This window comes from Methylobacterium sp. FW102-HT35C08, assembly GCF_058790235.1.
The window spans coordinates 2,114,976-2,128,964 of the sequence record NZ_JBYTCL010000002.1 but is presented as its reverse complement, the minus strand read 5'-3'; the positions used below and the strand labels follow the sequence as shown (position 1 = coordinate 2,128,964).

Sequence of the window (13,989 nt, the reverse complement as noted above, 5' to 3'; positions counted from 1 at the left end):
CGTGATGGCGCGGCCGCAGGCCGTGCCGTGTCCAGCATGGGAACGGAAGCGGCATTGTTCGTCTAAAAATTGGACGAACAAGCTATAAAATCAGCTGTAAATGAAAGCAATTTCCTCGATGATGAAATTGTATTTCGTATATACCGGCCGGGCTCGACGGACAGCCCGGTATATGTGCTTGTGACATCTCGATTTCGGACGCGCTTCAGCGCCTCGCCACTGCTCCGAGCGGCTTTCGCGACGGCCGCCCTGAGCCTTTGCCTCTCGGCGCCGGCCCAGGCCCTCGACAGCGTCAAGGTCGGCCTCGCCATACCGCCGACGGTCACCGACGGCAGCGTTCAGGCGGTCGCCGAGGAACTCGGGTTCTTCAAGCAGGAAGACCTGGACGTCGCCTACGTGGTTCTTCCCGGGGCGGGTGCGCTGCTGCCGCAGCTGCTGCAGAAGACCATCACGATCGCTCTGCCGCTGCCCGAGACCCTGCTCGCCGCACACAAGGCCGGCGAGAAGCCGCTGCCGGTCGCCTATTTCTACAATGCCGGGCCCCGCAACACGCTCGAACTCGCCGTCCGGGCCGATTCCGACATCCGCAGCCTCGCCGACCTGAAGGGCAAGCGGATCGGCGTCGGCGCCCTGACCTGGGGCACGATCCCCCAGACGCGCGCCCTGATGCGCTCGGTCGGCCTGGAGCCCGGACGGGATGTGAGCATCGTGGCGGCCGGGGTGCTCGGGGCCGGCTTCCACGCGTTGCGGGAGGACCGGGTCCAGGCGCTCAACTTCAACAGCTCCTGGATCGACATCATGGAGGACCAGGGCATTCCGGCGCGCCGGCTGGATTATCCGCCCGTGTTCCGGCGCATGGTCGTCAACGGGTTCCTCGCGCACCGGTCGACGCTGGAGCAGAACCCCGCGCTTCTCGAGCGCTTCGGACGGGCGTGGACGAAGGCGCTCGCCGTCTGCGACCTGAATCCGAAGGCCTGCATCGAGGCGTTCTGGCGCAAGAACCCGTCCGTGGCGCCGCAGGCGGACCGCGACAAGTCCCTGGATGCGAGCACCCGGCTGCTCAGGCGGTGGATCGAGCCGGTAATGCGGGACGAGGCCGGTGCCGCCCGCGTGCCGGGTGCCTTCGATCTCACGATCATCGCCGCCTATGTCCGCGAGATGCATCGCTACGGCGAGTTCGCGACGGCCGACCTGCCCCTGGACGCCTATTTCTCGAACGCCCTCGTGCCGGGCTTCGCACGCTTCGACCGCGCGGCCCTCGAGGCGCAGGCGCGCGCGCTGCCATGACGGCCGCGCCCGCTTCCGACCATGTCCGCCTCGAGGCCGTCCGCTTCGCCTATGGCGGGTCGGCGGGAGCCCCTGTCCTCGAGAACCTGTCGCTGTCGGTGGAGGAGGGGGCCTTCGTGGCGATCCTCGGGCCGTCGGGCGGCGGCAAATCCACGGTGCTGAAGCTCCTGTCCGGCCTGGTCCGGCCGCAGGGCGGGACCATCCGGATCGGCGGCACGCCGGTGACCGGCCCGCGCCGGGACGTCGGCATGGTGTTCCAGAAGCCGATGCTCCTGCCGTGGCGGAATGTGCGCGACAACGTCCTGCTGCCGGCCGGCTTCGCGCGCGCGGCGTCCGCGCGCGAGGTCGCGCGCGCCGACGCGTTGCTGGCGACCGTCGGCCTCTCCGACAGCGTGAAGCTCTATCCGGGCCAGCTCTCCGGCGGCATGGCGCAGCGGGTCGGGCTGGCCCGGATGCTCCTGCACGATCCGCGCCTCCTGCTGCTCGACGAACCCTTCTCGGCCCTGGACGCGATGACCCGGGAGCACCTCTCCCTGGAGCTGCAGCGACTCTGGATGGAGGAGCGCCGCACGGCCCTGTTCGTCACCCACTCGATCCCCGAGGCGCTGTTCCTGGCCGACCGGGTCGTCGTGCTCGCGGGGCGGCCGGGCCGCATCCTCGCCGACATGCCGGTGCCCCTGCCGCGGCCGCGCACCCTCGAGACGCTCAGCGGCGCGCAGTTCGGGACCCTCGCGCTCGAACTCCGCCGGTTGTTCGACGCGGCGGCCCGGCCCGGAGCCCGCGCCGCATGACCCTCCTGCGCAACACCGTCCCGCCTCTGATCACGCTGGCCCTGGTGCTGGCTCTCTGGGCCTACGTCACCGGACCGGGCGGGCTGCCGAGCTACCTGCTGCCGGATCCGGTCTCGGTCGGTCGGGCGCTGTGGACCGGGCTCGTCAGCGGCGAGTACGGGCCGCACATCCAGTTCACCCTGACCTCGACGCTCCTCGGCTACGGCATCGGGTCGGTCGCGGCCGTCGCGATCGGCGTCCTGGTGGCCGAGAGCCGGACCTTCGAGCGCTTCGTCTTCCCCTACATCGTGGCGATCCAGGCGATGCCGAAGGTCGCGCTGGCGCCGCTGATCCTCGTCTGGTTCGGCTTCGGGCTCGCCTCCAAGGTCGTGCTGGTCGCGCTGATCTGCTTCTTCCCGCTCCTCGTGAACACGATCGCGGGCATCCGCCGGACCGACCCCGAGCTCATCGACATGGCCCGGTCGTTCTCCCGGCCGGCCTGGTGGATCTTCCTGCACGTGAAGCTTCCGGCGGCCGCGGGGGCGATCTGCGCGGGCCTCGAGATCGGGATCGTGCTGGCGCTGATCGGCGCGATCGTCGGCGAGTTCGTCGCCGCCGAGAAGGGGGTCGGCTACCTGATCGGCTCCGCGACGGTGAACATGAACGTCGCCACCATGTTCGCGGGCGTCCTGCTGCTTGCCGGGTTCGGCATCGCGGGAAGCGCGCTCGTGCGCTTCGCCCAGAGGCGGATCGTGTTCTGGGAACGGGCGCCGGATCCATCGACGCGGGGAGAGCGCGCATGAGCCTGGATGCAACGCTGCCGGAGGCGCTCGCCTTCGCGTCGGCGACCGAACTGGTCGGGCGCCTGAAGGCGCGGGAGTTCACGGCACGCGCGCTGCTCGAATTCCAGCTCGCGCGCGTGGCGCGGCTCAATCCCGAGATCAACGCGATCGTCTACACCGACCTTCCGGCCGCGCGGGACCGCGCCGACCAGGCCGACGCGGCTTTGGCCCGCGGCGAGGATTGGGGGCCGCTCCACGGGCTGCCGATGACCGTGAAGGAGACGAACAACGTCGCCGGCTGGCCGACCACCTACGGCGATCCCGCCCTGGCCGAGGCGGTCCCGACGCACAGCGCCGTCATCGTCGAGCGGCTGCTTGCGGCCGGCGCGATCCTCTTCGGCAAGACCAACGTGCCGATCAACGCCCTCGACTGGCAGAGCTACAACGCGATCTACGGGACGACGCGCAATCCCTGGGATCTCGAGCGCACGCCGGGCGGCTCGTCCGGCGGCTCCAGCGCGGCTTTGGCCGCGGGGCTCGTGCCGCTCGAACTCGGGAGCGACGCCGGCGGCTCGATCCGCTTCCCGGCCCATTTCTGCGGGGTCTACGGCCACAAGCCGACCCCCGGCATCGTCCCCGTCGCCGGCAACGAGCGCGGGGCAAGCCTCCTCGACAACGACCTCGTGGTGAGCGGCCCGCTCGCCCGGACGGTGGCCGACCTCACCTGCGCCCTCGACGTCCTCGCGGGACCGGCGGGGCCGGCCGCCAAGGCCTGGCGCCTGGACCTCCCGGCGCCGCGGGCGACGCGCCTCGCCGCATTCCGGGTGGCCTACGTGACCGACTCGCCCGTCGCCGAGGTGGACGAGCCGGTCCGGGCCGCGATCCGGGCCCTGGCCGAGCGCCTCGCGGGCCTGGGCGCCCGGGTCACGGCCGACGCGCTTCCCTTCGACGATCACGCCGCGCATCACGCGACCTATCTCCAGCTGCTGCGCGGATCGGCGTCGGCCCGCCTCCCGCAGGCGGTGTTCGAGGAGGCCGTCCAGCGCCTCACGGAGCCGGGCACGAACGCGACGCCCTACGTGGCGCGGATGGCGCAGGCGCACGCGCAGCGCCACCGCGACTGGATCCTGGCCGAGGAGCGCCGGGCCGCGCTGAGGCGGGATTGGGCAGCCTTCTTCGAGGACTACGACGTGCTCCTCGCCCCCGCCACGGTCTGCGCGGCCTTCCCGATCGACGAGGCGCGGCCGCGGGAGGAGCGCGTCCTGCAGATCAACGGACACGCGGTCGACTACAACGACCAGCTGTTCTGGGCCGGTCTGGCGACGTTGCCGTCCCTGCCGGCGACGGCGGTCCCGATCAACTATGACGGCCACCTGCCGATCGGCATCCAGGTGATCGGGCCGCATCTCGAAGACCGGACGACGCTTGCTTTCGCGTCCGAGCTCGAACGTCTGCATCCATTCGCGCCGCCCCCGCGCTACGCGCCGTCCGCTGGCCCGTGACACGGAAATCGGCCCGCGCGACCGGCTATCTGAGCCCGTCTCCGTAGTAGGGGGGCACATTGCCGGTTTCGCGCGAGAATTATCTGCTTCCGGACCGCTCAGCGCAGGCAGAACCTTCTGCCGACATCCGGCAGCAGAGCGTGAATCGATCAAACACGCGGCGCGCGGAGCGACAAGCCGGCAAAGTCCTGGCACGGTCCATGCCTCTGTGGGATGCTCACCAGGCTCGGTAAGCGTCTCATCCGCTCTCGGTGGATGCGTTCGCCGCGGCCGTCCTTGCGAGCGGAGCGAGGCAATCCAGAGGGCGTCGCGATCGTCGAGGTCGCGCGGCCCTGGGTCATGTCGCTGCGCTCGTGATGATGGCGGGAAATGCATCGCGCGATGCGCTCAAATGGAAACCGTCTCAGGGGAACTATGCGGAAGCCGCACGGCGATCTGGCATCCATTCAGCCGATGAGCGTGGTCGGCCTGCCTTCGGCCACGCTGAAGGCGAACCAAGCCTACGACACCCTGCGGCGGGAGATCGTCTCCTGCCGCCTGCTGCCGGGCACGCGCTTCACCGAGACCGAGCTGATGGAGCGTTTCGCGCTGGGCAAGGCCAGCTGCCGGATCGCGCTCCAGCGCCTGACGCAGGACGGCTTCGTCGCCTCCATGCCGCGGCACGGCTACCGGGTCGCGCCGGTCACCGTGAAGGACGTGGACGAGATCTTCGCCCTGCGCACCGAGCTGGAGCCGCTGGCGGCCCGCGGCGCGGCCGGGCGGGTGAACCGGGGGCAGCTGGAGCGGCTCGAACAGGCCTGCCGCCGGCGCATTAACGTCGATGTCGGCAACCAGATCGACTTCTTCCTGGAGGCCAACCGCAGCTTCCACATGGCGATCGCCGTCGCGTCCGGGAACCAGCGGCTCTGCCGCGCCCTCTCGGGCCTCCTCGACGAGATGACCCGCCTCGTGGCGCTCGGCTTCGGCGTGCAGGGCGTGCGGCCCAACATCGAGAACGACCACACCGCCATGATCGAGCATCTCGTGGCGGGGGATGCCGAGAGCGCCGCCCAGGTGGCGCGCCGCCACGTCGAGACCTTCCGCGCCATGACCCTGGAGAAGGTGATCGCGAGCCTGCGCGACACCGCCGTGATCGGGCCGGCGGCGCCCGTCCAGTCGGACGGGAGCGAGCGGTGAACGCGGTCGAGATCGACCATGTCGGAAAGTGGTTCGGCCAGCGCGAGGGCGCGCCGCTCCACGTTCTCCAGGACATCGCCCTGACGGTGCCGCAGCGGGCGGTGGTGGCGATCGTCGGCGCGTCGGGCTGCGGGAAGAGCACGCTGCTCAACATCATCGCCGGGCTGATCGAGCCGGATGCCGGCGGCGTGCGCCTGTTCGGGACGGCGGCCCGGGAATTCCGCGACTGGCGCGCCATGACCTACATGTTCCAGGAGGACCGGCTCCTGCCGTGGCGCACGGCGGCGCAGAACGTCGCCTTCGGGCTGGAGGCCGGCAGCATGCCGGCCGCGGAGCGCCGCCGGCGGGTGGATGAGACTCTCGAGCTCGTCGGCCTGTCGCGCTTCCGCGATGCCTACCCGCACGAGCTTTCCGGCGGCATGCGCAGCCGGGTCGCGCTGGCCCGCAGCCTCGTCACCGAGCCGAGCCTCCTGCTCCTCGACGAGCCGTTCTCGAAGCTCGATCCGACGATCCGCGCTCAGATGCACGCCGAGCTGCTGCGCATCGCGGCCTTGCGGGCGATGACCCTGATCTTCGTCACCCACGACGTGGAGGAAGCGGTGGTGCTGGCCGACCGGATCGTTGTGCTGCAGCCCAATCCCGGCCGCGTGCGCCTCGTTCAGGAAGTCGCCCTCGACCGCCCGCGGGATCCGCTCTCGGAGGCGGTGACCGAACAGGTCCGCCGCCTGCGCCTCGCCCTCTCGGAGGAGCCGGTCCCATGCTAGTCCGGACACCCGAGGCCATGCTGCGCCGTCCGAGAGCCGGCGTCGTCCGCACCCATGGCGGCACGCTCCTGCAGCGTCTGGCCCTGATCGGGCTGGCCCTGGCCGCCTGGTATGTCGGCTCTCTCCACGCGCCGAGCTTCGTCCTGCCGAGCCCGGCCCGCGTCTGGACGGCCTGGACCGGCCTCGTCGCCACGCCGAGCTTCGCCGCCGATCTCGGCATCACCCTCGGCCGCGTCGCCGCGGGCTTCGCCCTCGCCGCCCTGGTCGGCCTGCCGCTGGGCCTCGCGCTGGGCGCAAGCCGGGCGCTCGGCGGGTTCTTCGAGCCGGTGCTCACGGTGATGAACACGGTCTCGTCGGCGATCTGGGCGATCTTCGCGCTGATCTGGTTCGGGCTGTCGAACTGGACCACGATCTTCGTGGTGTTCATGACCGCGATGCCGCTGATCCTGACCAATGTCTGGCAGGGCACCCGGACGGTCAGTGCCGAGCATCTCGAACTCGCCCGCACCTTCCGCATGCCCCGGCGAAAGGTGCTGACCAAGATCTACCTGCCGACCATCCTGCCGGCCTTCTTCTCGGGCGCCCGGCTCGCCATCGGCTTCGGCGCCCGGGTGGTGCTGGTGGCCGAGAGCCTCGGGGCGAGCAGTGGCATCGGATACCGGCTGCGTCAGGCCGCCGACCTCGTGCAGACCGATCAGGTCTTCGCCTGGACCCTCACCCTCGTCGCCCTGATGATCGGCCTGGAGACCCTGGTCCTCAAGCCGGCGGAGCGGCGCCTGTTCGCCTGGAAGAAGGCGAGCCCGGCATGAGCGCGGCCTCTGATCTCCCTCGTCGCCCCGCTACCAGAGTTCAGGAGGCCGCGTTGAAACGGATCGGTGCCCTTCTCGCCTGCGCGCTGCTCGCGGCGGCTCTGCCAGGCCGCGCCCAGGCCGAAACGGTCCGCATCGGCTACTGGAGCTCGGGCATCAGCCTCGGCTTCGGCGCGGTGCTCGAAGCCGGCCAGTTCATGGAGAAGCAGGGGCTGACGCCGGAATACGTCAAGTTCCCCGACGTCAACGCGCCCACCAAGGCGATGGCGGCCGGCGCCATCGATTTCGCCATCGCGGCGAGCGCCGGAACCTCGCTGAGCGTCACCGCCGACGGCCTGCCGCTGAGCATCGTGCTGGCGACGCAGGTGGCCGATCTCGACTTCGTCGTGCCGGAGGATTCGCCGATCCGCACGATGGCGGATCTCAAGGGCAAGAAGATCGGCACCTCGCCGGCGGGCAGCGGCACCGCCGCCATCGCGGCCGCGATCCTCGAAGGCAATCACGGCCTCAAGCCCACGGATTATCAGGCGGTGCCGGGCAACGACTCGCGGCTGGCGCAATTCCTCGTCCAGAAGGACATCGACGCGGCCGCCTTGCGGACCGTCACCCTGGCGCTCCTGCCGGACGTCAAGATGCGCCGGCTCGGGACGTTTCGCGAGGAATGGAAGCGCCTCACCCGGCAGGATGCCCCGCCCGTGCTCGGCGTCGGCCTGATGCGCAAGGCCTGGATGACGCAGAATCCGGACGGCCCCGCCAAGGTGGTCGCGGCGATGCGCAAGGCGTTCGAATACGGCAAGGCCGATAAGCCCGGCGTGGCCAAGATCCTGATGGCCTCCGCCAACCTGAATGCCACCGATGCCGCGGCCTACGCGGCGCTCTGGGACGGCATCTACACCGTCAGCCTGGAACCCGCCGACATCGCGTCGCTCAAGCGGGAATTCGAGGTCTTCAAGGCGGTCGGCGCCGTCCAGGGCAGCCTGCCCGAGGGAGCCCTCGTGCCAGGCCCCTACGAGCAGTCGAAAGCCATCCCTTAGAGCCGTGCGCGATCGCGCTGCGATCGGTCTCGGCTCTAAGGTCTTGTTTTAACGCGCTCCCTTGCGCCGAACCGAGGTCCACTTCGGCGGAGAGCGCTCTAACCGTCGGCCAGAAGACCCGACGCCGTACCGAGAGGAAACAGGTCCCCATGGCAGACACGATGCGAGCCCTCGTGCTGGAGGCGCACGGCGACATCGATACGCTGAAGGTCGTCGCCGACTATCCGAAGCCCGCTCCGGGCCCCGACGAGGTCCTCATCCGGGTGGGCGCCTCCTCGTTCAACTACCACGACGTGTTCACCGTGAAGGGCATGCCCGGCATCAAGGTGCCGATGCCGGTGGTGATCGGCCTCGACATGGCCGGCCAGATCGTCGAGCTCGGCGCGGGCGTCGCGGATTGGCGCGTCGGCGACCGGGTGCTGGTCAATCCGCTGAACAAGGCCAAGGGCCTGATGGGCGAGATGCTCGACGGCGGCATGGCCGAGTATTGCCGGGTCTCGACGAGCCAGCTGATCGCGATGCCGCCCGACGTGAGCTACGCGGACGCCGCCTCGCTGCCCGTGGCCTACGGCACCGCCCACCGGATGCTGATCACCCACAACACCGTGAAGGCCGGCGACAAGGTCCTGATCCTGGGCGCCAGCGGCGGCGTCGGCACCGGCTGCGTGATGCTGGCCAAGCAGCTCGGCGCCGAGGTGATCGCCTGCGCGGGCAGCGCCGAGAAGATGGAGGCGCTGAAGGCGCTCGGGGCCGATCACGTGGTCAATTACCGCGAGACCGACTTCTCGAAATGGGCGATCCAGACCTACGGCAAGCCGCAGCGCCGGACCTACGAGGGCGGCGTCGACGTGGTGATCAACTTCACCGGCGGCGACACCTGGGTGCCCTCGCTCAAATGCCTGAAGCGCGGCGGCACGCTGCTCGTCTGCGGCGCCACCGCGGGGCACGATCCGAAGGAGGATCTTCGCTACATCTGGAGCTTCGAGCTGAAGGTGATCGGCTCGAACAGCTTCTACGACGACAATCTCGCGGCCCTGATGGACATGATCCAGGCCGGCACCCTCAAGCCCACGATCGACAGGGTCCTGCCCCTGGAGGAGGCGGCCGAGGGCCTGCGGATGATCCGCGACCGTGAGGTCATGGGCAAGATCGTCGTCACGCCGTAGGAGCACCTGCCATGTCGGATACCCAGACGCCCGCGCCCCTGAGCCGGGAAGACGTGGAGGCCTTGCTCCTGCGCGGCCCGTTCCACCAGTGGCTCGGCCTCTCCGTCGTCTCGGTCGGCGCGGGCACGATCGAGCTGAAGGCGACGTGGCGTCCCGAATGGGTCGTCAACGCCGAGCGCGGCTACGTCCATGGCGGCATCCTGGCGACCCTGGTCGACCTGACCGCCGACTGGGCGCTGGTGTCCAAGACCGGCCGCGGCGTGCCGACCGTGGACCTGCGCGTCGATTATCACCGCCCGGCGATGCAGGGCGACCTGACCTGCCGGGGCAATGTGGTGAAGTTCGGCGGCCAGCTCTCGGTGGCCGAGGCGCAGATCCTCGATTCCGAGGGCCGGCTGCTCGCCAGCGGCCGCGGCGTCTACATGACCGCGCCGCCGAAATGAGCGACGCCGCGGGGAGGGCGGTCCGGCCGGGTCCCGCCCTCGATCACGTGGTGATCAACGTCCTCCGCCGCATGGATGCGGCGGCGGCCCTGTTCACCGAGCTCGGCTTCCAGCTGACGCCGCGCGGGCGCCATTCGCTCGGGTCCATCAACCACCTGATGATGACGCCCGGCGCCTATCTGGAGCTGGTCGGCGTGCCCGAGGACGGCCCGCAGCGCCAGGACGTGCTCGACAGCCCGTTCGGGCTGAACGGTCTCGTCGTGGCGAGCGCCGACGCGGACGAGACCTTCGCGCGCCTCTCGGCGGCCGGCCTGCCGGTCGGGCCGCCGGCGGCGTTCTCGCGGCCGGTCACCCTGGGGGACAGGACCGAGGAGGCCCGGTTCCGGACCGTACGCCTGCCGACGTCGCTGTTTCCGGCCGGCCGGATCTACCATTGCCAGCACCTGACCCCGGATCTGGTCTGGCGGGAGCCCTGGTTCGCACACCCGAACGGGTTCTGCGGCATCGGCGGCTTCACGGTGGCGAGTCCGGAGCCCGCGGCGGAGGCGCCGCGCTATGCCGCCGCCTGCGGCGCGGTTGTCGAGCGGGCCGGGGCGGCGTGGACCTTCCGCCTGGGCGAGACCTGCGTGACGATCGAGCCGGGCCCAGCGGCGCGCTTCGCCGGCCTCGTGCTGCACTTCACCGACCTGACGGCGCTCGAGGCCCGGGCGCGCGCCGTACCGGACGCGGACTGGATCCGGCTCTCCTCCGAGGAGGCAGAACTGGCGCTGCCGGACTTCCAGCTCACGCTGCGCTGCAGGAGCGCCCGATGCGCCCCGTGACCAATCTCGGCGCCCTCGCCGACCCCACCGGCGATCCCGACGCCCCCATGATCATCGGATTGCGTCCGGGCGCCGAGCCGGCAATCCTGTCGCGCGCGGCCCTCGACGCGATGGCCGACGCTTTCGCCCGGGGGCTGCTGCGCGGCGGCCTGCGGCGGGGCGAGCGCATAGCCATCCTGTCGGCCAACCGGCCCGAGTTCATCGCGCTGCTGCTCGGGGCGATGCGCGCCGGGATCGTCCCGACGCCGGTGAACCACAAGTTCCCCGCGGCCACGATCCGGAACGTGCTCGCCGATTGCGGCGCGCGCCTCGTCGTCTGCGACGCGCCGCGGCGCGCGCAGCTTCCCGCCGACCTGCCGCCGGATCTGCGCGTCGCCGCGTTCGATGCCACGGGTGCGGACGGGATCGGGCCCTGGCTCGATCCGGGCCCGTTCGACCCGATCGACCCGCACCCGGACGAAATGGGCCTGCTCCTGTATACGTCCGGCTCGACCGGCCGTCCGAAGGGCGTGATGCTCTCGCATGCGAGCCACCTCTGGGTGGTGCGCACGCGCATGGCGGAGGACGACCTGCGGCAGGACCGCGTCCTGATCGCGGCGCCGCTCTACCACATGAACGCGCTGGCCCTGGCGCTCCTGGTCTGCGCGTCCGGCGCCACCATGGTGCTGCTGCCGCAATTCGAGGCTCGCGCCTATATCGAGGCCATCAGCCGGCACCGCTGCACGTGGCTCACCGCCGTGCCGCCGATGATTGCCATGATGCTGCGGGAGAGCGACGCGCTCGCGCAGGCCGATCTGACGAGCGTGCGCGTGGTGCGGATGGGATCCGCCCCGGTCAACGACACCCTGGCGCACCAGATCCGGGCCCTCCTGCCCAATGCCCGCATCATCAACGCCTACGGCACCACCGAGGGCGGTCCGATCGTGTTCACGCAGCACCCGGACGGGCTGCCGACGCCGATCGCCTCCGTGGGATATCCCCATCCGGGCGTCTCCGTGCGTCTCGTCGGTTCGAAGGCTCCGGAAACCGGCGTGCTGCAGATCCGCAGCCCGGCCCTCATGCTGGGCTATCACAACAGGCCGGAGACGCCGTCGCCGATCACCGCGGATGGCTACTATGACACCGGCGACATCTTCCGCCGGGACGAGCACGGATTCCACACCGTCCTGGGCCGAACCGACGACATGTTCGTCTCCGGCGGCGAAAATATCTTCCCGGGCGAGGTCGAGCTCGTCATCGAGAGCCACCCGGACGTGCTGCAGGCCTGCGTGGTCCCGGTCGAGGACGCGATCAAGGGCACCAAGCCGGTGGCTTTCGTCGTGCTGCGCCCGGGCGCCGCGGCCGACGAGGCCGTGATCAAGCAGCACGTCCTCGCCAACGCCCCGGCCTATCAGCATCCCCGGCGGGTTTGGTTCCTCGATGCGATGCTGCTCGCCTCGACCAACAAGATCGACCGGAACGGATTGCGGCAGCGGGCGGCGGCGGCGGTTCGGGCCGTGTGAATCACGCCGCGTCAGCCGCAGCGCCCGTCACGTCCTTCAAACGTGATGGATGAATCGTACGCTGCAAATCATCTGTTTGCAGGTTCAAAATTCTGCCCGCTTCGTCCACTGACTGAAACGCGGCCGCAAGATCGCAAACAACACTTCCTGGCCGGTCCGCCATCGGACAATGCCTGTGAACGGCACCCACCCGAAGACAGCCATCTAATATTGCAATCAATGCGCCAGAATAGTACGTTTCGGCGCGTAAATAGAGATCATCGAACCGGTTAGGATTTTGGTCTGCGCCATTGCGGGTCGATCCTGGAGGTTTCCCGCATGCTCAGGGATGCGTCATCTCATTCTGCAGCAAGTACACGCCGGCTCTGCGCAATCATGAGCGCCGATATAGCCGGATACAGCCGCATGATGGGACATGACGAGGAGGGAACACATGCGCGGATGAGCCGGTATCGACGGGACATCGTCGAGCCGACCGTTCTGGAGCACAGCGGCACGATCATCAAACACATGGGCGATGGGTTCCTGGCCGTCTTCGACAGCCCGCTCGAAGCGACGCGCTGCGCGATCGTCATTCAACAGACCATTGCCGCCCGCAACGCCGCGGTATCGGACAAATCCAGCTGGCTGCAGTATCGCATCGGCATCAATCTTGGCGATATCATATGCGAAGAGCACGATGTCTTCGGAGACGGCGTGAACGTCGCCGCGCGCTTGCAGACCGCGGCAAGACCTGGCGACGTCAACATCTCGGGCGGCGTGTACGAGCAGATCAAGAACAAGCTCGTCTGCGGTTACCAATCTCTCGGCGATGAGCGCCTGAAGAACATCACCGATCCCGTCCGGATCTACCGCGTCCTGCCCGATCCGTCGGCTGTCGTCCGGGCCGAGCACGGGGTCAGGCGCGCCGTTCGCACGCTCATCCCGATCGTCGGCGCCTGCGGGGCGACCTTTGCCATCGGCGTCTGGTTCGCGACCCACAAGATGACCGGCAGCCCTGAGCCGGTCGGCATCGTCATCGGCCCCGGCGAGGTGCCGGCGCCCGAGGCCGCTCCACGGCGCGGGATCAACACGGCCCAGATTCCGGTCCCCGCGCCCGTGATCGACACGGCGAGACCCGAGATAGCCGCCGCAGCCCCGCCCGCGCCCAGCCCGGAACCCGTACCGGTCGCGTTCGCCGTACCGCCGCCGCCGGCCCAGAAGCCGGAGCCGCCCGCGTCGTCCGGTGCGTTGAAGGACTGCGCCGACTGCCCCGAGATGCTCAAGCTGACCGGCGGGGTCTTCCGGATGGGGGGCTCGTCGGATGCGTCCGAGAAGCCGGTGCATCAGGTCGTCATCGCGCCGTTCGCGCTCAGCCGCCTGCCCGTCACGAAGGCGCAATGGCAGGCCTGTGTCCGCGCGGGTGCCTGCACATACCGGCCGGACGGCCCCGACGACCTGCCGGTGCGCAACGTGAGCTGGAACGACGCCCAGCAATACGTGGCGTGGCTGTCGAAGCTGACGTCCAAGCCGTACCGCCTGCCGAGCGAGGCCGAGTGGGAATATGCAGCGCGGGCCGGGACGGCAACCGCCTACTGGTGGGGCGCACAGATGGTGCCCGGTTTCGCCAACTGTAAGGGTTGCGGCACGCCGCACGACCTGGAGAAGCCGATTCAGATCGGCCTGCTGCCGCCGAATGCCTTCGGGTTGCAGGGCATGGGTGGGGGCGTTGCGGAATGGGTCCAGGATTGCTGGCACAGTAATTACCAGGGTGCCCCGCGCGTCGGAGCCTGGACCTCCCCGAAGTGCCGCGAGCACGTCCTGCGCGGCGGGTCCTGGTTGAGCGAGCCCGCCGATATTCAAGTCAGCAGTCGCGAACACTACGACACCAACGTCCGGTACCCGGCGCACGGGTTCCGGGTCGCTCTGGGCGAGTGAGGAGGCGGGCAGTGAG

The 13,989-nt window shown here is 69.6% G+C and carries 13 protein-coding genes; all 13 read left to right on the top strand.

Features of this window, described 5'->3' with window-relative positions; genetic code table 11:
* The first annotated feature begins 180 nt into the window (after window positions 1-180).
* The 13 genes from AC3WSN_RS10085 to AC3WSN_RS10025 all read left to right on the top strand — a co-directional run bounded on the left by AC3WSN_RS10085 (window position 181) and on the right by AC3WSN_RS10025 (window position 13,973).
* A complete protein-coding gene (locus AC3WSN_RS10085) occupies window positions 181-1,287 on the top strand; it encodes an ABC transporter substrate-binding protein (protein ID WP_492537680.1) in 1,107 nt (368 codons plus the stop codon).
* Window positions 1,284-2,078: an ABC transporter ATP-binding protein gene (locus tag AC3WSN_RS10080; RefSeq protein WP_192708173.1), complete on the top strand. Its 795-nt coding sequence runs from the start codon at window positions 1,284-1,286 to the stop codon at window positions 2,076-2,078. Before AC3WSN_RS10085 ends, AC3WSN_RS10080 begins: the two co-directional genes overlap by 4 nt.
* The gene (locus AC3WSN_RS10075) at window positions 2,075-2,860 is read left to right on the top strand and encodes an ABC transporter permease (RefSeq protein WP_492537678.1); all 786 of its coding nucleotides are present in this window, start codon (window positions 2,075-2,077) and stop codon (window positions 2,858-2,860) included. Before AC3WSN_RS10080 ends, AC3WSN_RS10075 begins: the two co-directional genes overlap by 4 nt.
* Window positions 2,857-4,341, top strand: coding sequence for an amidase (locus AC3WSN_RS10070; protein ID WP_492537676.1), 1,485 nt, complete (start codon window positions 2,857-2,859; stop codon window positions 4,339-4,341). The genes AC3WSN_RS10075 and AC3WSN_RS10070 overlap by 4 nt, the downstream gene beginning before the upstream one ends.
* Before the next feature lie 414 nt (window positions 4,342-4,755).
* A complete protein-coding gene (locus AC3WSN_RS10065) occupies window positions 4,756-5,517 on the top strand; it encodes a GntR family transcriptional regulator (protein WP_492537674.1) in 762 nt (253 codons plus the stop codon).
* Window positions 5,514-6,281 carry an ABC transporter ATP-binding protein gene (locus AC3WSN_RS10060; protein ID WP_192708176.1) on the top strand — a complete coding sequence of 256 codons (768 nt, stop codon included), beginning with the start codon at window positions 5,514-5,516 and terminating at the stop codon, window positions 6,279-6,281. The genes AC3WSN_RS10065 and AC3WSN_RS10060 overlap by 4 nt, the downstream gene beginning before the upstream one ends.
* Complete coding sequence (locus tag AC3WSN_RS10055) at window positions 6,275-7,090, top strand: ABC transporter permease (protein WP_192708177.1); 816 nt, start codon at window positions 6,275-6,277, stop codon at window positions 7,088-7,090. The genes AC3WSN_RS10060 and AC3WSN_RS10055 overlap by 7 nt, the downstream gene beginning before the upstream one ends.
* A gap of 53 nt (window positions 7,091-7,143) precedes the next feature.
* Complete coding sequence (locus tag AC3WSN_RS10050) at window positions 7,144-8,124, top strand: ABC transporter substrate-binding protein (protein ID WP_192708178.1); 981 nt, start codon at window positions 7,144-7,146, stop codon at window positions 8,122-8,124.
* 161 nt (window positions 8,125-8,285) lie between these two features.
* Window positions 8,286-9,290, top strand: a complete 1,005-nt coding sequence (locus AC3WSN_RS10045; RefSeq protein WP_209578359.1) for a zinc-binding dehydrogenase — start codon at window positions 8,286-8,288, stop codon at window positions 9,288-9,290.
* Between the two features lie 11 nt (window positions 9,291-9,301).
* Complete coding sequence (locus AC3WSN_RS10040) at window positions 9,302-9,733, top strand: PaaI family thioesterase (RefSeq protein ID WP_192708180.1); 432 nt, start codon at window positions 9,302-9,304, stop codon at window positions 9,731-9,733.
* The gene (locus AC3WSN_RS10035) at window positions 9,730-10,554 is read left to right on the top strand and encodes a VOC family protein (RefSeq protein ID WP_492537671.1); all 825 of its coding nucleotides are present in this window, start codon (window positions 9,730-9,732) and stop codon (window positions 10,552-10,554) included. The genes AC3WSN_RS10040 and AC3WSN_RS10035 overlap by 4 nt, the downstream gene beginning before the upstream one ends.
* Window positions 10,542-12,056, top strand: a complete 1,515-nt coding sequence (locus tag AC3WSN_RS10030; protein WP_492537669.1) for a class I adenylate-forming enzyme family protein — start codon at window positions 10,542-10,544, stop codon at window positions 12,054-12,056. The genes AC3WSN_RS10035 and AC3WSN_RS10030 overlap by 13 nt, the downstream gene beginning before the upstream one ends.
* A gap of 318 nt (window positions 12,057-12,374) precedes the next feature.
* The gene (locus AC3WSN_RS10025) at window positions 12,375-13,973 is read left to right on the top strand and encodes an SUMF1/EgtB/PvdO family nonheme iron enzyme (RefSeq protein ID WP_492537667.1); all 1,599 of its coding nucleotides are present in this window, start codon (window positions 12,375-12,377) and stop codon (window positions 13,971-13,973) included.
* Window positions 13,974-13,989 lie beyond the last annotated feature (16 nt).